The following is an 18981-nucleotide window of genomic DNA, read 5'->3' on the forward strand; positions in this document are numbered from 1 at the left end:
CGGCTGCCAACCGGACAAACCAGGTTACCGCGAAGGCACCCCGGCGACTCCAGGTAGCAGCCAACCGCCGTTGGGAGCGGTCTCTTTTCTTTCAACGCATGCGGTTGCCCATCGGTTCCCTCGGACTCGATCCGGGTCCGAATGTGCGGGAGTTCACCGCACGGGCGCGACCCTCGGCCAGCCGCCGCCCACCCGCTCGATGTGAGCGGCCAGGGCCAGGATCCTGGCCTCTCCCCCGGGCGGCGCCGCGATCTGCACGGCCAGCGGGGTGCCCGAATGCGAGTGCGTGCCGACGGGCACACTCGCCGCAGGCCACCCGACGAGATTCCACAGCGCGCTGAGCGGGGCATACCGCACGTTGGCCACGATGTTCGACAGCCACGACCGCTCGCTCCACGTCGTCGCCGCGAGCGGCGGCTGCGCGAGAGCGGGTGTGATCACCACGTCGTAGTTCTCGAAGAATGCGCGTAGCGACTCTTCGAGCCTGCCCACCTGCTCCGGGCGGACGAACCGGCCCAGCGCGCGGCCCACCGCGACGTGTCTGCGGGTCCGCGGCTGCAGTCGCCGCAGATCGAGTCCCTTCGCGTCGGCGGCCGTTCCCGCGGTCCAGCGGGCGAGAACGGGAAGCAGGTTGACCGGGTACGGCAACGTCGCAGGCTCGACGTCGTGACCCGAGCCGGTCAGTTCCGTGCCCGCGCGCACGGCCGCGTCCCGCCACTGCGGATCGACCGTGGCCAGGAACGTCGGCGACCCTGCCGCCACCGCGATCCGCAACGGTTCCGATGCGCCGATCCGCGCGAGTTCGGGTCGGTCGGCGAGGACGGACAGCATCAGGGCGGCGTCGTCGACGGTCGTGGCGATGGGCCCGTTCTCGGCCATGCCGAACCACGAGGTGGCGCCGAGTTCGGACGGCACGACTCCCCTGCCCGGTTTGATACCGAACACTCCGCAGTTCGCCGAAGGGATGCGGATCGACCCCAGACCGTCGGTCCCGTGTGCCAGGGGCACCATCCCCGCGGCAACGGCGGCGGCCGCTCCCCCGGATGAACCCCCACAGGTCAGGGAAGGATTCCACGGATTGCGGGTGATGTGGCCGGGCGCGTCGGTGGTTCCCCACACCGCCAGTTCGGGGAGGGTGGTCAGGCCCACGACCACCGCTCCCGCCGCCCGCAGTCGCGCGACGACCGGGTGATCGGCAATCTTCGGTTCCGCACTGGTCGCACCCGATCCCTCGCGCATCGGCAGTCCGGCCACCGAAATGACGTCTTTGATCGCGACGGGCACTCCTGCCAGCGGAAGTGTGGACAGATCCGGCCGGCGGGAGAGGGCGAGCGCGTCGGCTCGGGCCTGTTCGGCGAGGACGGTGACGAACGCCTGAATCTTCGGTTCACGCTCTTCGATGGCCGCGAGCGCGGCCTCGACATGCTCCATCGGGCTCGAGACGCCCGAGCGAACCTGCTCGGCGACGACGACGGCTGAGGTGAACGGGGAGTCCCCCATTACCCGAGTATATGGTGCAGAGAAGCAGTCATTTCGAGTATTCGCGCTGGATACGGTAGGTCTGTGGGGTTACCATTCGCTTGTCCCTGGATGGGACTCTTCACACCGCTCCAGACAACCTCGATGTGCCCAGAGAACCCGCCCAGTAGAACCCTCGATGTGCAATGACCAGAGGAAACGGGTCGGGCAGAGACGGATCGGCCGCTGGATCGGACTCTGCCGAACGGACCGTCGGAGTCACGAACTCCGAACACGAGAGCAGCGAAGCGACGGTCGCGGCCGGACCGTCGACGGTGGTTGCTGCGCACACCGTGTCCGCACGGACGATGACCGCCGAACAAACCGCCGCCGCCGAACAAACCGCCGCCGCCGAACAAACCGCCGCCGCCGAACAAACCGCCGCCGCCGAACAGACCGCGGCCGCCGGTCCGACCATGACCGCCAGGCAGCCGGACACGCTCATCACCAAGCCGCCGAGCAATGCGGCTCTCGACGATGTGGAGGTCGGTCAGCAGGTCGACGACTTCGATCTACTGATGGGCCTGGGCAGTGGCGCGTTCGGCCGCGTGTTCCTGGCACGACAGCGGTCGATGCAGCGACTCGTCGCGGTGAAGATCTCGCACGACAAGGGGAACGAGCCGCAGACCCTCGCGCAGCTCGACCACAACTACATCGTGCGTGTGTTCGACCAGCGGTTGCTCGAAGACCGCCAGCTGCGCCTGCTCTACATGCAGTACCTGCCGGGTGGCACCCTGCTGCGGGTGCTGCGGCGCGTGCGTGTGACCCCGGAACAGGACCGGACGGGCAGCCTGCTGCTGGACGTGGTCGACGAGGAGATGCGGGAGAAGGGCGAGATCAGGCCCACCGACTCGAGTGTGCGGGACGAGATCGCGTCGCTGACCTGGCCGGAGACGATCGCGTGGCTGGGGCGGCGACTGGCGGACGCCCTCGACTACGCCGGTAAGCGCGGTGTCCTGCACCGCGACATCAAACCCGCGAACATCCTGCTGACCGCAGAGGGGGTGCCGAAGCTCGCCGATTTCAACATCAGTTTCAGCGACACCGTCACCGGGGCGTCACCGCTCGCCTACTTCGGCGGGTCCCTGGCGTACATGTCGCCCGAGCAACTCGAGGCGTGTCACCGCGGTATGCCGGGGACGGCGGCGGACCTCGACACCCGCAGCGACATCTTCGCGCTCGGCGTGATGTTGTGGGAGCTGATGTGCGGGCGGCGGCCGTTCGAGGACGAGGACGTGTCGAGCGAGTCGCTCGTCGCACTCGAAGCGATGCTGGACCGCCGCAGCCGCGACATCGACCCGGAGTTCCTCGACCAGTTGCCCTACGACTGCCCGCCGTCGCTGAGACGAGTGCTGCTGACGTGTCTGGCACCGAAGCCGGAGGACCGGTGGTCGTCCGGTGCCGAACTGGCCCAGCAATTCGACCTGTGCCTGAATCCGCGGGCCCGGGACCTCGTCGATCCGCCGCCGAACAGTTGGCGCATGCGGCTGCGCCGATTCGCCCTCCCGATCCTGGTGATCGGTATCGCGGTGCCGAATGCCCTCGCGGGCGCCTACAACTATCACCACAACAAGATGCTGATCATCAGCAATCTGACGCCGGAGGCCCAGCACTCGTTCGAATCGATCCAATTGGTGATCAATTCGATCGCGTTCCCGTTGGGCGCGATCATGCTGCTCTACTGGTGCCGATATCCGCTGCTCGTTCCGCGGGGTCTGCGCAAGGGGAAAACGTACGACCGCCAGACGCTGGCCCGGGCCCGCACCGACACGCTGCTGCTCGGCGACCGCGTCGTGCTGGTGGTGTTCGGGTTGTGGGTCATCGCGGGCATCGCCTATCCGATTTCCCTGCAACTCGCGGCGGGGAACGTGCCGCCGGGCGCGTACGTGCACTTCATCGCATCACTGATCGTGTGCGGTGCCGTGTCGGTGGCGTACCCGTTCTTCGTGGTGGCGTTCTTCGCGGTGCGCTGCATCTACCCGACCCTGCTGCCTCAGGACATCGCCAGCAGCGCCGACGCGCACAAACTGCGGGGTCTCGACCGCCGGAGCACGCTGTATCTCGCGGTGGCCGCCTCGGTTCCGCTGGCCGGTGTGGCCGGGGTGACGTTCCTGTCGCCCGACGAGATCACGCTGGTGATCATCGCGGTCCGCATCCTGTGCGTCGGCGGCATCTTCGCGTTCGTCGGCGTGTACTGGCTGTTCCGGCAACTGGAACAGGACCTGCGGGCGCTGGAGCTCGCCGTGTCCCACGAATCCGTCCGCTGACGGGCGGCGCGGAGATCAGCCGCCGTAGACGGAAGGCTCGAGGGTCCCGATGTACGGCAGGTCGCGGTAGCGCTCGGCGTAGTCGAGGCCGTACCCGACGACGAATTCGTTGGGGATGTCGAAGCCGACGTTCGCGACGTTGACGTCGACCTTGATGGCGTCGGGCTTGCGCAGCAGCGTGACGACCTCGAGCGACGCGGGGTTGCGGCTCGACAGGTTGCGCATCAGCCAGGACAGCGTCAGACCGGAGTCGATGATGTCCTCGACGATCAGCACGTGCCGGCCCGCGATGTCCTTGTCGAGGTCCTTGAGGATGCGCACGACGCCGGAGGACGACGTGGACGACCCGTAGGAGCTGACGGCCATGAACTCCATCTGGGTGGGGATGGGGAGGGCCCGCGCGAAGTCGGTCATGAAGAAGATGGCGCCCTTGAGGACACCCACCAGGAGCAGATCCCCTTCCGGGGCGCCCTCCGGGTAGCGCTTGGCGATCTCCTCGGCCAGTTCGACGGTACGTCGACGGATCTCGTCCTCGGAGATCAGTACCGATGCGATGTCGCCTTCGTACACGCGATCAAACCCTTCGTCGGTCGTCCAATCCGACGTTCAGCCTGCCACGTCGTCGGCGGACCACCAACCTCGCGTCCGGTGTTCCGCCCCCGATCGCCACCTGCCCCTGTCCCCGCCACCGTGCGACGAGGTCGTCCACGGCCCGCAGCTGGGTGTCTCCGAGACCGCGCGCACCGGCCGCGAGGAGCCAGCTACGCAGCACCCGCCGGCGGACGGGTGGCGCCGACAGTGCGAGCAGGGCGGTGTCGATTTCGCCGTCCACCACGACTTTTGCTTGGGCGTCGGCGGCCAGCGTGTCGAGGACCGCTCCTTCCTCGCGCAGGTGTTCCCCGGTGCGGGCGAGGGCTCCGGCGACGCCGCCGCCCAGCACGTCCTCGAGCAGCGGCAGCACCTCGGTGCGCAGCCGCACCCGCACGAAGTCGGGTGAGGCGTTGTGCGGGTCCTCGTACGGGCTCAGTCCCAGTTCCGCGCAGGCCTGCCGGGTCACCGCGCGGCGCACGTCCAGCAGCGGACGCCCCCACGGGCTGTCGTACGCGCTCATCCCCCAGATGGATCGACCGCCCGAACCGCGCGACAACCCCAGCAACACCGTTTCGGCCTGGTCGTCGAGGGTGTGCCCCAGCAGCACCGGGCGGGTTCCGCGCGCCGAGTCGAGGGCGCGGTAACGGGCCTGGCGGGCGGCCGCCTCGAGCCCGCCCGACCCGGTCACATCGACGGGAAGCACCTCGGCGGACGCGCAGCCGAGCGCTCGGGCACGGGCGGCCGCCTCGTCGGCCACGTCGGCGGAACCCGGCTGCAGCCGATGATCGACGACGAGGGCACACACCGACCGTGCCTCGGCGGCGGCCGCCGCGGTCAGTGCCAGTGAGTCGGCGCCACCCGACAACGCGACCGCGATCTCACCGTCCGGGGCGTGCGCCGCGATCCAGCGCCGCACGGCGTGACGAACCTCGAGGATCGCCGGCTCCTCGGGAAGCACCATCACCGGCTCAGCCCTTCTCGAATCAGCCCAGTACCCGGGACACCCAGACGTCCGGCGCGTCGATCTCCGCGAGCCGGGGCAACGTGTCGGGGCCGGTCCACACGACGTTGAACCGGTCCATCCCGACCTTGTCCACGACGGCGTCGACGAACGCCTTGCCGCGCACGTACTGCGCCATCTTGGCGTCCATTCCGAGCAGTGCACGGATGAGACGCTGCACCGGGTTGCTCTTGCGGCGGCGCCGCTGATCGAACGCTGCCCGGATCGCGGCCACCGACGGCACGACCGCGGGGCCGACGGCGTCCATCACGTGGTCCGCATGTCCCTCGAGGAGGGTGCCGAGCACCAGCAGGCGGTCGAGCGCCTCACGTTGCGGCTCGGCCTGCGTCGCGCGCAGCAGTCCGACGATGCCGCCCGGTGCGCCCGAGTCGTCCGGCTCCGTGCGCCCGCGGGCGCGCAGCGCGGAGGACAACCGGCCGACCATGTCGGTGAGGGACTCGTCTTCGGCGGATCCGAGGGTCTCCACCGACTCCTGCATGTATCCGGTGAGCCACGGTGAGGACGAGAACTGCACCCGGTGCGTCACCTCGTGGAGGCACACCCAGAGCCGGAAGTCGCTGGGCCGCACCCGCAACGTGCGCTCGACGGACACCACGTTGGGCGCCACGAGCAGCAGGGTTCCGTTGTCGCCGGTGAACGGGTCGTACTGGCCGAGGATCGCCGACGACAGGTACGCGAGCATCGCCCCGGCCTGAATGCCTGCCGGCTTGCCGACCAGCGTGCCGGGAGCGGCGTCGCCGCCCGTAAGTTGCGACATCGAGTGCGCGGCGGCGTGGATCCACCCGGCCCGGTCGAGGATCTGGGCGGTCGGCACCGGAAGTCCGTCGGCGAGGCCGGTGACTTCCCGGACGGGCAGTTCCGCGCGCATCGACGCGTCGGCCAGTTCCGCGACCACGGTTTCGGCGGTGTACCGCGACGTCACCGGTCCGCTGCGCGCGAGTTTCACCCCCGTCCTGGCTGCCAGCTTCCAGTCGACGGCGCCGCTGAAGGCATTTCCCTCGGCGGCCATCACTGGCACCCGCACGTGCGGAGCGCGGCCGCCAGTGCGTCGAGTGCGGGACGGCTGACCTCCGGCGGGCGGTCGTTGGACATCAGCGCGAACGTGAGGACACGCCCGTTCTGGTCCACCACGTAGCCGGCGAGCGCGCTGGCCGTGGACAGGGTGCCGGTCTTCGCCCGCACCCATCCGGCGCCCGTGCGGTTCCCCGACGCGTACCGGTCCGACAGGCTGCCCGTGGCACCGGCCACCGGCAGGTAGTCGAGCATCGGGCGCAGGGCCGGATTGCCGTCGCCCGCGGCGGCCGTGAGGACCTGGTCGAGCGTGTGCGGGGCGATGCGGTCGTCGACGGACAACCCGCTGGCGTCGTGCAGGGTGAACCCCGACAGATCGAAGCCGGCCGCGGTCAGGGTCTGGCCGATGGTCGCGACGGCGCCGTCGAACGATGCTTCCGCGCCGGCATTCATGGCAACCTCCCGCCCGATCGCTTCGGCAAGCACATTGTCCGAGTGTTCCATCATCTGCCTCAACCGGTCGCGCAGCGGCGCGGACTGCACGCTCGCCACGGTAGCCGCACCGGGCGCCGCGACCCCCGACGTGACCGCCGACGGGGCGACGCCGAGCGCACCGGCGAGCGTCCGCCCGGCGTCGAGCGCGGGTGTCGCACTGCGCGGCGACTCGTCCACGAGCGGGTCGGCCCGTCCGCCGTCGATCATGATCGGTTCGGTGGGGGTGATGAATCCGGCGCCGACGTCCGTCGGGAACCACCCCTGCGCCATGGTGTCGCCCGAGTAGATGCTGGTGTCGACCACGATGCTCGTCACCTGGATGCCCGCGTTCCGGATCTGATCGACCAGTTGCGAGATGTGCGCCGCACCCGGGTAATAGCCGTTCTCCCCGACCGGTTTCGCGGTGAGTGTGGGATCACCGCCGGCAACGAGGACGATCTCGCCGGGAGTCGCCCCCTGCACCACCTTCGTCGTCACGCGACGGTCGGACGGCAACGCCAGCAACGCGGATCCCGCGGTGAGGACCTTGGTGGTCGACGCCGGGGTCATCGGGGTCTGCGGGTTGACGCTCCACAGGACCTGACCGGTGACCGCGTCGGCGACCGTTCCGCTGAACTTGCCGAGGTCGGGGTTGGCGGCGGCCGGACCGACTGCGGCGGCGATCCCCTGCGCCGTCGGCATCGGGGCGTCGTCCGGCACCGGCGTGACCTGCGGGGCCGCCGTGATCGGTGCCGGTTCGGGCGCGATCGTCAGTTCCCCGCGCCCCGCCGACGCGTTGTGCGCGGTCACCGCGACCACCAGAACAGCCGCCATCGCGAGCACCACGACGACGACCGACGCGAACAGAATTCGCATGTTCCGACGGTGGCGTCCCGCCAACGAGCCCATCTTCTTCTTTCCCTGGCTCGGCAACGCGCCTCCGTCTTCACTGTGATTCGTGGGTGGTCAGACAACCAACCTTATCCTCGACCCGATATCCTCTCCCCGAATCATCATCGACACGACAGCGAGGAATCGGCGTGGAGTTCGACGTCACCATCGAGATCCCCAAGGGTCAGCGAAACAAGTACGAGGTCGACCACGTGACCGGTCGCGTGAAGCTGGACCGCTACCTCTACACCGCGTTCGGATACCCGGCCGACTACGGCTTCATCGAGAACACGCTCGGCGAGGACGGCGACCCGCTGGACGCGCTGGTCCTGCTCCCCGAGTCCGTGTTCCCCGGCGTCATCGTCGAGGCACGTCCGGTCGGCATGTTCAAGATGGTCGACGAGGCCGGCGGCGACGACAAGGTGCTGTGTGTGCCGGCCGGCGACCCGCGCTGGGATCACATCCAGGACATCGGCGACGTTCCGCAGTTCGAACTGGATGCCATCAAGCACTTCTTCGTCCACTACAAGGACCTCGAGCCGGGCAAGCACGTCGAGGCCGCCGACTGGGTCGGGGTGGCCGAGGCGAAGGCCGAGGTCGAGGCCTCGTTCAAGCGTCTGAAGGACAACGGCGGGCACTGAGCCGGCGGCGAATCGTCTGGCACTGAGCCTCCCGATATTTACGGCAACGGCGCCCACCCCCGCGGGGGTGGGCGCCGTTGGCGTCTCACTCCTGCGCGTCTCCCCGCGCCGCGGCCTGGAGGCCGGACTCGCTGCGGAGTGGCACTTCCTTCCACAGCAGAGTGAGGACGAAGGCGACGACGGCGAGCATCGACACGCTGAGGAAGACGGATCCGATTGCGTCGGCGAATCCTTCGCGGAAGGGCAGGGCCAGCACGTCGTCGAGTTTTCCGATCACCGAGCTGTCCGTGAGGACTCCGCTGACGCCGGCGTGGTCGGGGCTGAGGATCCCTTGGCCCATGGCGGCCTCCGCGGGGTCGTTGCTCTGTGCGGCCGCGGCCACGGCTCGACGGAAGTCGGCTGTGCCGGCGGCGGCTGTCACGCGTTCGCCGATGGCCGGGGTGAGGCGGGAGAAGAGGATCGACAGGAAGATTGCGACGCCTGCGGTGCCGCCGATCTGCCGGAAGAACGTGGCCGCTCCGGTCGACACCCCCATGTCCTGCGGGGGCAGTGCGTTCTGAATGGCGAGGGTGAGGGGCTGCATCAGGTTTCCGAGACCGAGTCCGAGGATCAGCATGAACACCATCACGACGGGCATCGGGGTGTCGGCGGCCAGCGTGTGCAGCAGGAACGCGCCAATCCCGATCAGAGCGGTGCCCAGGATCGGGAAGTACCGGTACCGCCCGGTCCGCGAGATCATCTGACCGCTGACCACCGAGCCGGCCATGAGGCCGAGGACCATCGGCAGAATCTGGAACCCGGCCAGGGTGGGGCTCGAGCCCTTCACCACCTGTAAGTACTGCGGCAGCAAGGTGATACCGCCGAACATGACGGCGCCCACGACTAGGCTGATCACGACACCGAGCGCGAAGGTGCTGTTACGGAAGAAGCGCATCGGGATGAGTGCGTCGTCCTTCATCGCCAATTCCACCGACACGAAGGCGAGCACACCGATGACGCCGATCACGTAGCACGCCAACGACTTCGAGCTGCCCCACCCCCAGCTGTGCCCCTGTTCGGCGACCACGAGCAGCGGCACCACACCCACCGCGAGGGCGATCGCGCCCCACCAGTCGATCCGCCGGCTTCCGCTCGGTCGCCGCGGCAGGTGCAGCACGCGGGAGACGACCGTGAGCGCGACCAGTCCCACCGGCACGTTGACGAGGAAAACCCAACGCCAGCCGTCGATTCCGAGGATCACATCCTGCCCGGCGAACACTCCGCCGAGGACTGGGCCGAGGACGCTGGAGGTGCCGAACACGGCCAGGAAGTAGCCCTGATATTTGGCCCGTTCACGCGGGGAGACGATGTCGCCGATGATGGTGAGCGCCAACGAGAACAGACCGCCCGCGCCGAGCCCCTGCACTGCACGGAAGGCCGCGAGCATGTACATCGACGTCGAGAAGGTGCACATGACCGAGCCGATCACGAACACCGTGATCGCGAACATGAAGAACGGTTTGCGGCCGTAGATGTCGGACAGTTTGCCGTAGAGCGGCGTCGCCAGGGTGGCGGTGACGAGGTATGCGGTGGTGGCCCACGCCTGCAGCGAATACCCGTCGAGGTCGTCGGCGATGGTCCGGATCGCCGTCGCCACGATCGTCTGGTCGAGCGCGGCGAGGAACATGCCGAGCATCAACCCACTGAGTACAGCCAGGATCTGCCGGTGGGTGTAGGCCACCGGCGTTTCGACCGAATTCGACACTGTTTCCTCGCTGCGCTGTCGTTTACTTGTAGTCCGCAAGTATGCGAGGGCGGCGAGGTTTCGGGCAACTGATGAACTGGGCTTTACCTGCGGATAAGCGACTACGACGCGGCCGCACCCCGTCCCGGAGGTGCGGCCGCGTCGGCGGACGGACTATTCGCCCGTGAATTCGGGGGCGCGCTTCTCGAAGACGGCGGTGATCGCCTCGGTCAGGTCCTGCGACGGCAGGAACGCGGCGTTCCACGCGGCGACGTAGCGGAGGCTGTCGTCGACGGCGGCCGCGCGGGAGTGGTCGAGGACGTCCTTGATGCCGTGCACGACGAGCGGCGGGTTCGCCGCGATCTCGGCCGCGGTCGCGTGCGCGGCGGCGAGGACGGCGTCGACGTCCGCGAAGACACCGTTGACGAGACCGATCTTCTCGGCGCGCCCGGAGTCGATGTCCTTACCGGTGAGCGCGAGTTCCCGCAGGTGGCCGTCGCCGATGATGGCGGGCAGCCTGGCGAAGCTGCCCATGTCCGCGACGATCGCGACTTTGACCTCACGGATGCTGAACTTCGCGTCGGTGCTGGCGTAGCGAATGTCGCACGCGGAGATCAGGTCGACGCCGCCGCCGATGCACCAGCCCTGGACGGCCGCGACCACCGGCTTGCGGCAGTCGGCGACCGCGTTGATGCCGGACTGCATCCGCTTGATCATGTCGTGGAACGCGGTACGCGGGCCGGCCTGCGCCTTGTCGGCGAGGACGGACCCGAAGCTGCCGCTCATGGCGGGCAGATCCAGACCGAAGGAGAAGTTCTTGCCGGAGCCGGCGATCACCACGGCCCGCACGTCCGGATCGGTGTCGAGTTCCCCGAAGATCTCGGGGAGCTCGCTCCAGAAATCCGGGCCCATCGCGTTGCCCTTTCCGGGTCCGATGAGCGTCACCTGCGCGACGTGATCCTTGCGCTCGACGGTGAACGCATTCCAGGTCTTCTGTTCGGTCATTACTCCAGAGTAACCACCGCTCTTCGAGGTCAGGAGAAATACCCTGGAGGTCTCTGCACCGTCTTGTGAACGGACAGCCGCCATGACGCACCGGACGACCCCGGCCGGCAACGCCGTAGTCGTCGGCGCCGGAATGGGGGGACTGCTTGCCGCGGCGGCTCTCGCCGGCTCGTTCAGGAGCGTCGTCGTCCTCGACCGCGACATCCTGCCCGACACAGCCGTCGCGCGCAGGTGCGTGCCGCAGGCCCGGCACGTGCACGCGCTGCTCGCAGGCGGGCAGGCCGCGATGGAGGACCTCCTGCCGGGGTTCGTGTCCGAGCTCCTGGCCCTCGGCGCCACCGCGGGTGACGCACTGGGCGACATCCGGTGGATCGTCGACGGGCATCGGATGGCGCGCGAGATCAGTGGCGTCCCCGGTATTCTCGCGAGCAGACCGCTCGTCGAGTGGCAGATGCGCAACCGGGTCGAGGCCCTGCCGAACGTGCGGATACGGGACCGCTCCGACGTCACGGGTCTCACCGTCGACGGCGGACAGGTGACCGGCGTGACCGTGCAGCACCGGGGCGGCGTCCCGCCGGAGGTCGTCGAGACCGATCTCGTCGTGGACTCGTCCGGCCGCAGTTCGCAGACTGTCGCCCGGCTCGGCGAGCTGGGGTTCGCGCCGCCGGCCGAGACGCAGCTGGCCGTGGACGTCAGCTACGCGACGCGGCACTTCCGGCTCGACCCGCCGCATCTGGACGGGGATTCCGGCATCGGGATGGCGCCGGGACCGTCGAGTCCGCGCAGCGGATTCATGGGCGTGCAGGAGGACGGCACCTGGATCGTCACTCTCGCCGGGTACGGGGACGACGTGCCGCCACTGGATCCGGACGGCTTCCTCGACTTCGTGAAGTCGTTTCCCGCCCCCGACATGTACGACGCACTGCGCACGGCCGAGCCGGTGGACGACGGCGTGCGCTACCGGATCCCGACGACCGTCCGGCGGCACTATTCCGCAGACGATCTACCGTCGAATTACCTGCCGTTCGCGGACGCCATCTGCTCGTTCAACCCGATCTACGGTCAGGGCATGAGCGTCGCCGCGGTGGAGGCGACGATCCTGCGGGACTGCCTGCGGTCGGAGCGGACGCATCTCGGTCGCCGGTTCCTCCGTGGGGCGAACCGGTGTATCGATGCCGCGTGGACGCTCACCGTCGACAACGACCTGCGGATCCCGGCCGTGCCCGGTCGACGGTCGGCGCGAGTGCGGTTGGTCAATGCGTACACCTCCCGGCTCGATCGGGCGGCGTCCGTCGACCCGGCCGTGGGGTCCGCGTTCCTCCGGGTGACGCATCTTCTCGACCGTCCGGGGACGCTGCTCCGGCCGGCGACGGTGTTGCGGGTTCTGCTCGCCTCCCGCTGACGGGCGACCGCGAGATTACCTGTATGTTGACGTCACAGATACTTGGAGGATCTGCGCCGCCACGAGAGGAAATCCGTGCTCGACATCGCCTGGAACCCGACGCTGAACACTCTGACCCGCAACGCCTGGCGGCTGTCCTTCGGCGGCGGAATCGCGCCGGTCCAGCGAACCCCGTCGACGCGCATCCACGAGGCGCCCCATCAAGACCTCTACCGGTTCGACACCACCGAGACCGACGGCGGCCGGCCCGTCCTTCTCGTGCCCCCGCTCGCGGCGCCCGCACACTGCTTCGACCTCCGGCCGGGCCAGAGCCTTGCCGCGCACCTGGCCGGTTCCGGCAAGGCGGCGTATCTCGTCGACTACGGCACCATGGGCTATTCCGACCGCGGCCTCGGGTTCGAGGACTGGATCGACGACTTCATCCCGGCGGCGGTCGAGCGGGTGTCCCGACTCCACGGCGGTGCACCCGTCGACCTGATCGGCTGGAGCCTCGGGGGAACGATGTCGCTGCTCACGGCGGCGAGCCGGAACTATCTGCCGATCGGTTCCGTGACGGCGATCGGCACGCCGATCGACTACGAGTCGGTGACCATGATCGCGCCGCTGCGGATGGTCGGCCGGTTCACCGGCGATCGCCCCCTCACCACCGCGACTTCGGCGATGGGCGGACTCCCCGCGCCGCTGGTCCAGGCGAGCTACCGCTTCACCGCGCTTCAGCGCGAGCTCACCAAGCCGTGGTTCATCGCTCGGAACCTGCACGACACCGAGACCCTCGCGCGCATGGAGTCCATCGACCGGTTCATGGCCGACATGCCGGGTTATCCGGCCCGGTTCTTCCGCCAGGTCTGCACCCAGCTGATCCTCGGGAACGCGCTCGCCGCGGGAAGTTTCCAGACCCGGAACGGCGCGATCGCGCTGGCCGATCTCGCGGTGCCGGTTCTCGCGATCGGCGGCACCGAGGACGTCATCGCCCCGATCCCGTCGGTCCGGGCGGCGACGGACGTGTTCACCGGTTCTCCGTCGGTGCGGTTCGAGTCCGCGCCGGGCAGCCACCTCGGGCTCGTCGCGGGCCCGAAGGCCAGGGACTCCACGTGGGCCCACATCGACGGATTCCTCGACGGGGTCGTCGCGCACACCGCCTGAGATCAGGTCAGCCCGGCCCTCGCGACGGCGCCCGCGAACAGTGCGGTGACCGCGGCGCCCATCGTCACCTGATCCACTTCTTCGGGGTCCACGGAGTGCTCGAGCACGAGACCGGAGATGAGGGCCATCAGCGAGATGGCCGTGGTGCGGACGTCGAACGTGTCGTCGACCCCCCACTCCCGCGCGCGTTCACCGATCAATTCGACGAGCTTTCCCCGCAGTTGCCGCCGCTCCCGCAGGTAGGCCTGGGCGATCTGCGGGTCACGTGCCGCGAGTACGCCGAATTCGAGTACCAGCAGCGACCACCCCGGCTCGCGCACCATCCACGACGCGATCGCCTCGCCGCCTTTGCCCGCGGCATCCGAGGGGTTCATGCCGGCGATCTCGGCGAGGACCCGTCCCGCCAGTTCGAGTGAGCGCGCGGCGAAGAGTTCGGCGAACAGGTCCTGCTTCGACTCGAAGTTCGAGTAGACCGCCCCCTTGGTGAATCCGGCCCGGCGGGCCACCTCGGCGAGCCTGGCCGCACTGAAGCCGCGCTCGGCGAATTCCTCCGCCGCGGCGTCGAGGAGGCGCTGACGCACGACGTCACGACCGGGACGCGTCGTGGGCGCCCATTCGGTGTGACGACTGTCCGGTTGACGATCTGCAGTCACGATACCTAGGGTATTCAATACCCACGGTATCGACAAGGATCGAGGACGTCCGATGACCATGACCGACAGCGAATCCACCACCCCGGCTCCCGTGCACCACGACAGCCCGGTGTCGAAGTACGGCGCACCCAAGGTGATGGTCGCGCTGGTCTTCGGCGTTCTCCTCCTCCAGCTCGGCTTCATCCTCAGCTACGTGGCCGCGTTCCATCAGCCCACGCCCCGCGACATCGAGATCGGCGTCGTCGCGGCGGAGGGACTGCCCGCAGGAACGGACCAGCAGGTCGCCGACCGGCTCGATGCGATCGACGCCAGGCCGCTGCGCGCCCGTGTCGTCTCGGACACCGCGGAAGCCCGGCGGCTCCTCCACGACCGCGAGATCCAGGGTGCGTTCGTCATGAACCCCGTCGGCCCCGACACCCTGATCACGGCGAGCGCGGGCGGCAGCTCCATCTCCAGCGCGCTCGAATCGGTCTTCGCCCAGGTGGAGAACAGCCAGGGTCGCCAGTTCACGGTCCGCGACGAAATTCCGGTCGGCGCACACGACAACCGCGGACTGTCCGGCTTCTATCTCGCGGTCGGGTGGGTGGTCGGCGGCTACCTGCTCGCGGCGGCGATCGGCCTGTTCATCGGCGCCCCGCGAAGCCTCCGTCAGGCGACCGTGCACACGGCTGTCCTGTTCGGCTACGCCGTGGTGTCCGGCGCCCTCGGCGCCCTGATCACCACTCACGTGCTCGGCACGTTCGCAGGCCATTGGTTCCCGCTGTGGCTACTCGGAACAGGTGTCGTCTTCGGCACCGCCGTGTTCACGCTGGGGTTGCGCGCCTCGGTCGGCATCCTTGCGGTGCCCCTCGCGATCGCCGTCTTCGTCATCCTCGGCAATCCCAGCGCCGGCGGTGCGTTCGGTTCGAACGTCATTCCCGCCTTCTACGCGGCCATCGGACGCTGGATCACCCCGGGCGCCGGCACCGAGGGAATTCGAAGCATCGTGTACTTCGACGACGTGGGGCTCGGACAGCCCGCGCTCGCCCTCGCGCTCTATTCCGTGGTCGGGCTCGGACTGCTGTTCGGGTTCACCGCCCGGCGCCTCCGGAAGCCGGAATCGACTACGCCCCGTTCCGATGTCGTGTCGGACGACGCTTCTTGATGTCGTACCGGAGGAATGGACCTACTCTTGGTTCATGCCGACGCCCCTGCACCCCCACGCCGCGCATGTCGCCGAGACTCTGATCGCGCGAGGACACCATGGGGTGATCGTGACCCAGCCCGACTCCACCCACTCCGCGGCCGAGGCGGCGGAGTCTCTGGGGGTCGATATCGGCGCCATCACCAAGTCGCTGGTATTCCTCCTGGACGACGATCCGATCCTGCTCCTCGTGTCGGGGGCGCACGAGGTGGATCTGGCGAACACGGGCAAACGACTGCAGGGAAATCTGACCCGGGCACCCCTCGACATGGTGCGGATCGCGACCGGACAGCCGATCGGGGGTATTGCCCCGCTCGGACATCCCACGAACCTTCCGACGTACGTCGACAACGCCCTGTCGGAGTACGCGGAACTGTGGGCGGCCGCCGGGCACCCGGACACGGTCTTCCGCACGTCGTTCTCCGAGTTGGTGCGGATCACCGCGGGCCTGGCGATCGACGTCGACTGAATCCCGGGCGGTTGACGCCCCTATAGTTGACGTCAGATCTCGTGAACGAGAATGACACAGTGCCCGCACGGGCCGACCCGGAGAATGATTTGTCCGACAGAGCCGAGAACGCCGAAACCGTCGATGGTTCGGACCTCCCCCGCGACCATCGACTCGCCCCCGGAATCTGCGCCGAGGATTACCGCGCAGCCCTGCGTCGGCACCCGGCGGGCGTCACCATCGTGACCCTCGATTCGGGGTCCGGCCCGGTCGGCTTCACCGCGTCCTCGTTCTCCTCGGTTTCACTGGACCCGCCGTTGGTGTCGTTCAACATCGCGAACACGTCGTCCAGCATCGATGCACTTCATTCCGCGGATTCGCTGGTGATTCACCTCCTCGGCGAGCACCAGCAGCACCTGGCTCAGCGATTCTCCCGAAGCGCCGACCAGCGGTTCTCCGACGAGTCGCTCTGGGCGCGACTCGACACCGGCGAACCGGTCCTCCACGGAACTCCCAGCTGGTTGCGGGTGATCGTGGACCAGCTGATTCCCGTCGGCGATCACACGCTCGTCATCGGCCTCGTCACCCGCGTTCATGCCGAGGCAGACGACGACTCCGCTTCGGCTCCCCTGCTGTATCACGAGGGCCGGTACTACCGGCCCACTCCGCTCGGTTCAGCGAACAACGGCAACTGACCAGGTCAGGACGCCAGTACCCGCTCGCGGAGGGGGAGGTCGAAGCGACGCAGCGCCTCGTCGACGGCGTCGGCGGAGGTGACGAGACCTCGCTCCTCCAGCCACGGGAGGGTGCCGTCGACGAGCTGCTCCAGAACCCTGGGCAGCGACAGCGGCAGCACGGTCACACCGTCGGCGACGCCTGCCGCCTGGATGTCGGCGATGAGTCCGGCGAGGCCGACCGGAGTTCCGATGTACTGCAACGACACCGGAGCACGGGGCGTCGCCAGGGCGCTGTCGAGGAGGGCCAGCTCCTTGCGGGCGGCGCGGGCCTCCACGGCGATGAGCACCTCGAGGTCCACCAGGACGGTGACGCTGTCGGGGTCGCGACCGTCGGCGACGAGTTCGGCGCGGATCCGTGCGCGTTCCTGCTGCGCCTCACGCAGATCGGACGCCCGGATCCGGACGACGTTCGGCGGGAACGACGTGAGGTCGAGCTGATCCGTCGAATCGGCGGTCAGGTCCACCCAGTAGTCCGCGCCGTTGATCGGCCGCGTGCCGGTGGCACCCTCGGCCGCCGGGTGGTGGCCGGAGCCGGTCAGTTCGACGGCGACGCGAAGTGGACGGGATACGAAGGCATTGTCTCGAGACATAGGGGTTCCTCGGGAATGACGTGTGAATGAAACGGAGCTGGAAGAACGGTCAGCTCGAACACATACCCGAGGCGGTTCGGCACAGATCGACATGCCGACGGCACCAGTGAGCAATCATTGTGCTCCCAGCCTGCGATGCCATGCGGTCATACTAGCGCGTCCCGCGAAAAACGCGTCTCCGGCACCGGATTCCACTGGCCGCTCTCCTTGGCGTAGGTCCAGCTCCGGCGGCCCGCCACCAGGGTGCGCACCGCGTCGACCAGCCGATCCACGTCCTCGGAGCAGCTTCCGAGACCCACACTCACCCGCACGGCGCCGTCGGGCCTGCCGAGGCGGCCCAGCAGAGGATGGGCGCAGAACCGCCCGTCGCGAACTCCGATTCCATGTTCGGCGGAGAGGTAGGCGGCGATCTCTCCCGGCTCGAACCCGTCGATCGTGAACGTCACGATCCCCACGGTGTCGGGGGCGTCCGACCACAGCCGCAGGAACTCCAGGCCGTCGACGGAGCCGAGGCCGTCGAGGAGCCGGCCGGTGAGTGCCGCCTCGTGTGCGGCCACCGTGCCGAAGTCCAGCTCGGACAGTGCATCGCACGCGGCGGCGAGCGCCGCCGCGCCGAGCACGTTGGGGGTTCCGGCCTCGTGCCGGGCAGGGGCGGGCGCCCACTGGGTCGATTCGACGGTCACGTTCCGGACCGCCCCGCCGCCTGCGAGATAGGGCTCGGCGGCGTCCAGCCAGTCCCGGCGGCCCACCAGCACACCGGCGCCGAAGGGGGCATACAGCTTGTGCCCGGAGAACGCGAGGTAGTCGACGCCCCACTCCTCGACGTCGATGCGCCGGTGCGGCGCGAGCTGAGCGGCGTCGACGAGAATCCGTGCGCCGCAACGATGCGCCACCTCGGCGAGGGCGGCGATCGGCAGAACCTCGCCGGTCACGTTGGATGCACCCGTCACCGCGAGCAGGGCGGTGGGCTTGGAGCACAGTTCTGCGACGAGCAGGCGGACCGTCTCCTCCAGCGTGTCCGCCGCCCTCACGACGCGAGAGTTCTTCCACGGCAGCAGGTTCGCATGATGCTCGATGTCGAGGACGACGGTGCTGCCGGGGACGCAGCCGGCCAGCAGATTCAGCGAGTCGGTCGTGTTCCGGGTGAAGACCACCACCTGGTCCTCCCCCGCTCCGACGAACCGGGCGACAGAGTCGCGGGCGTTCTCGTAGCACTCGGTCGAGACCCGCGACGCGTAGCCGGCGCCGCGGTGCACGCTGGAGTACGTCGGTAGCAGTGCCCCGATCCGGTCGGTCACCTGCGCCAACGCCGGCGCACTGGCGGCGTAGTCGAAGTTGACGTAGGCGCAGTCGCCGCCCTGAACGAGCGGAACCCGCAGGTCGGAGCCCGAAACCTGGGCCAAGGGGGCAACACACACGTCAGCGGTCAGTACAGCAGTCATCACGACATCCCTCGTAGTCAGGGACTCGTCGCAGGGTCGGTGCCCTCTCGGAGTCCGCGCTTGCCGGGTCCGGTATGGACCTCAGCCTGGTCGTCACCCGGAGCACCCCGCCGCGGTGGAGGGTTGCCGACCAGCTAGCCGGGGCTTGACGCTGGTACTCGTGACCTGTTTCGAAGATTGCAGGATCGACGCGCTGTTGTCAACCCGAAACCCGGAGGGTCCCGGATCCGGGACCGAGAAC

The 18981-nt window shown here is 68.7% G+C and carries 18 protein-coding genes and 1 riboswitch; of the genes, 7 read left to right on the forward strand and 11 right to left on the reverse strand.

Annotation, left to right across the window (positions count from 1 at the left end):
- Positions 1 to 153: 153 nt before the first annotated feature.
- Complete coding sequence (locus tag AC1D1G_RS07285; protein WP_280779123.1) at positions 154 to 1500, reverse strand: amidase; 1347 nt, start codon at positions 1498 to 1500, stop codon at positions 154 to 156.
- Between the two features lie 164 nt (positions 1501 to 1664).
- On the opposite strand from AC1D1G_RS07285, the gene AC1D1G_RS07290 reads away from it, so the two are divergent.
- Complete coding sequence (locus tag AC1D1G_RS07290) at positions 1665 to 3785, forward strand: serine/threonine-protein kinase (protein ID WP_477951594.1); 2121 nt, start codon at positions 1665 to 1667, stop codon at positions 3783 to 3785.
- A gap of 15 nt (positions 3786 to 3800) precedes the next feature.
- Here AC1D1G_RS07290 and hpt read toward each other — a convergent pair whose 3' ends face one another.
- The 4 genes from hpt to dacB are packed head-to-tail and all read right to left on the reverse strand — an operon-like array spanning position 3801 to position 7791.
- Positions 3801 to 4355 (reverse strand): hypoxanthine phosphoribosyltransferase, encoded by a 555-nt coding sequence (gene hpt / locus AC1D1G_RS07295; protein ID WP_005244976.1) that lies wholly within the window; start codon positions 4353 to 4355, stop codon positions 3801 to 3803.
- A gap of 4 nt (positions 4356 to 4359) precedes the next feature.
- On the reverse strand, positions 4360 to 5337 hold the full coding sequence (gene tilS, locus AC1D1G_RS07300; RefSeq protein ID WP_477951595.1) for a tRNA lysidine(34) synthetase TilS: 978 nt from the start codon (positions 5335 to 5337) through the stop codon (positions 4360 to 4362).
- Between the two features lie 22 nt (positions 5338 to 5359).
- Entirely contained in the window at positions 5360 to 6406 is a 1047-nt protein-coding gene (locus AC1D1G_RS07305) for a zinc-dependent metalloprotease (RefSeq protein ID WP_280779126.1), read from the reverse strand.
- A complete protein-coding gene (gene dacB / locus AC1D1G_RS07310) occupies positions 6406 to 7791 on the reverse strand; it encodes a D-alanyl-D-alanine carboxypeptidase/D-alanyl-D-alanine endopeptidase (RefSeq protein ID WP_283336393.1) in 1386 nt (461 codons plus the stop codon). The genes AC1D1G_RS07305 and dacB overlap by 1 nt, the downstream gene beginning before the upstream one ends.
- Positions 7792 to 7922: 131 nt before the next feature.
- Between dacB and AC1D1G_RS07315 the strand changes: the two genes are divergently transcribed.
- Positions 7923 to 8414 (forward strand): inorganic diphosphatase, encoded by a 492-nt coding sequence (locus AC1D1G_RS07315; protein WP_009477470.1) that lies wholly within the window; start codon positions 7923 to 7925, stop codon positions 8412 to 8414.
- An 85-nt stretch (positions 8415 to 8499) separates the two neighbouring features.
- Here the strand turns inward: AC1D1G_RS07315 and AC1D1G_RS07320 are convergent, their stop codons facing one another.
- Together AC1D1G_RS07320 and AC1D1G_RS07325 are read right to left on the reverse strand one after the other, a co-directional pair.
- Positions 8500 to 10197, reverse strand: coding sequence for an MDR family MFS transporter (locus tag AC1D1G_RS07320; protein WP_283354141.1), 1698 nt, complete (start codon positions 10195 to 10197; stop codon positions 8500 to 8502).
- A gap of 114 nt (positions 10198 to 10311) precedes the next feature.
- Entirely contained in the window at positions 10312 to 11142 is an 831-nt protein-coding gene (locus tag AC1D1G_RS07325; protein WP_280779129.1) for a crotonase/enoyl-CoA hydratase family protein, read from the reverse strand.
- Positions 11143 to 11224: 82 nt separating this feature from the next.
- On the opposite strand from AC1D1G_RS07325, the gene AC1D1G_RS07330 reads away from it, so the two are divergent.
- Positions 11225 to 12544 carry a monooxygenase gene (locus AC1D1G_RS07330; RefSeq protein ID WP_280779130.1) on the forward strand — a complete coding sequence of 440 codons (1320 nt, stop codon included), beginning with the start codon at positions 11225 to 11227 and terminating at the stop codon, positions 12542 to 12544.
- Between the two features lie 75 nt (positions 12545 to 12619).
- Entirely contained in the window at positions 12620 to 13687 is a 1068-nt protein-coding gene (locus tag AC1D1G_RS07335; RefSeq protein WP_477951596.1) for an alpha/beta fold hydrolase, read from the forward strand.
- A gap of 2 nt (positions 13688 to 13689) precedes the next feature.
- On the opposite strand, the gene AC1D1G_RS07340 is transcribed toward AC1D1G_RS07335, so the two are convergent.
- The gene (locus tag AC1D1G_RS07340) at positions 13690 to 14400 is read right to left on the reverse strand and encodes a TetR/AcrR family transcriptional regulator (RefSeq protein ID WP_477951608.1); all 711 of its coding nucleotides are present in this window, start codon (positions 14398 to 14400) and stop codon (positions 13690 to 13692) included.
- Between AC1D1G_RS07340 and AC1D1G_RS07345 the strand changes: the two genes are divergently transcribed.
- The 3 genes from AC1D1G_RS07345 (at position 14393) to AC1D1G_RS07355 (ending at position 16666) form a co-directional block, all read left to right on the forward strand.
- On the forward strand, positions 14393 to 15484 hold the full coding sequence (locus AC1D1G_RS07345; RefSeq protein ID WP_477951597.1) for an ABC-2 transporter permease: 1092 nt from the start codon (positions 14393 to 14395) through the stop codon (positions 15482 to 15484). The genes AC1D1G_RS07340 and AC1D1G_RS07345 overlap by 8 nt on opposite strands.
- Positions 15485 to 15518: 34 nt before the next feature.
- Positions 15519 to 15992 carry a YbaK/EbsC family protein gene (locus AC1D1G_RS07350; protein WP_005244991.1) on the forward strand — a complete coding sequence of 158 codons (474 nt, stop codon included), beginning with the start codon at positions 15519 to 15521 and terminating at the stop codon, positions 15990 to 15992.
- A gap of 164 nt (positions 15993 to 16156) precedes the next feature.
- Entirely contained in the window at positions 16157 to 16666 is a 510-nt protein-coding gene (locus AC1D1G_RS07355; RefSeq protein ID WP_342365522.1) for a flavin reductase family protein, read from the forward strand.
- A gap of 5 nt (positions 16667 to 16671) precedes the next feature.
- Here the strand turns inward: AC1D1G_RS07355 and AC1D1G_RS07360 are convergent, their stop codons facing one another.
- From AC1D1G_RS07360 to AC1D1G_RS07370, 3 genes are read right to left on the reverse strand one after another with little or no spacing between them, the layout of a single operon-like run.
- Positions 16672 to 17298, reverse strand: coding sequence for an LLM class oxidoreductase (locus tag AC1D1G_RS07360; RefSeq protein WP_283336367.1), 627 nt, complete (start codon positions 17296 to 17298; stop codon positions 16672 to 16674).
- Between the two features lie 49 nt (positions 17299 to 17347).
- Positions 17348 to 17440: a putative leader peptide gene (locus tag AC1D1G_RS07365; RefSeq protein WP_368680942.1), complete on the reverse strand. Its 93-nt coding sequence runs from the start codon at positions 17438 to 17440 to the stop codon at positions 17348 to 17350.
- Between the two features lie 4 nt (positions 17441 to 17444).
- Positions 17445 to 18740 carry an aminotransferase class V-fold PLP-dependent enzyme gene (locus tag AC1D1G_RS07370; RefSeq protein ID WP_283354144.1) on the reverse strand — a complete coding sequence of 432 codons (1296 nt, stop codon included), beginning with the start codon at positions 18738 to 18740 and terminating at the stop codon, positions 17445 to 17447.
- 51 nt (positions 18741 to 18791) lie between these two features.
- Positions 18792 to 18906: riboswitch (SAM riboswitch) on the reverse strand.
- Between the last annotated feature and the right edge of the window lie 75 nt (positions 18907 to 18981).

It is taken from the genome of Rhodococcus sp. P3_B8, assembly GCF_056402775.1.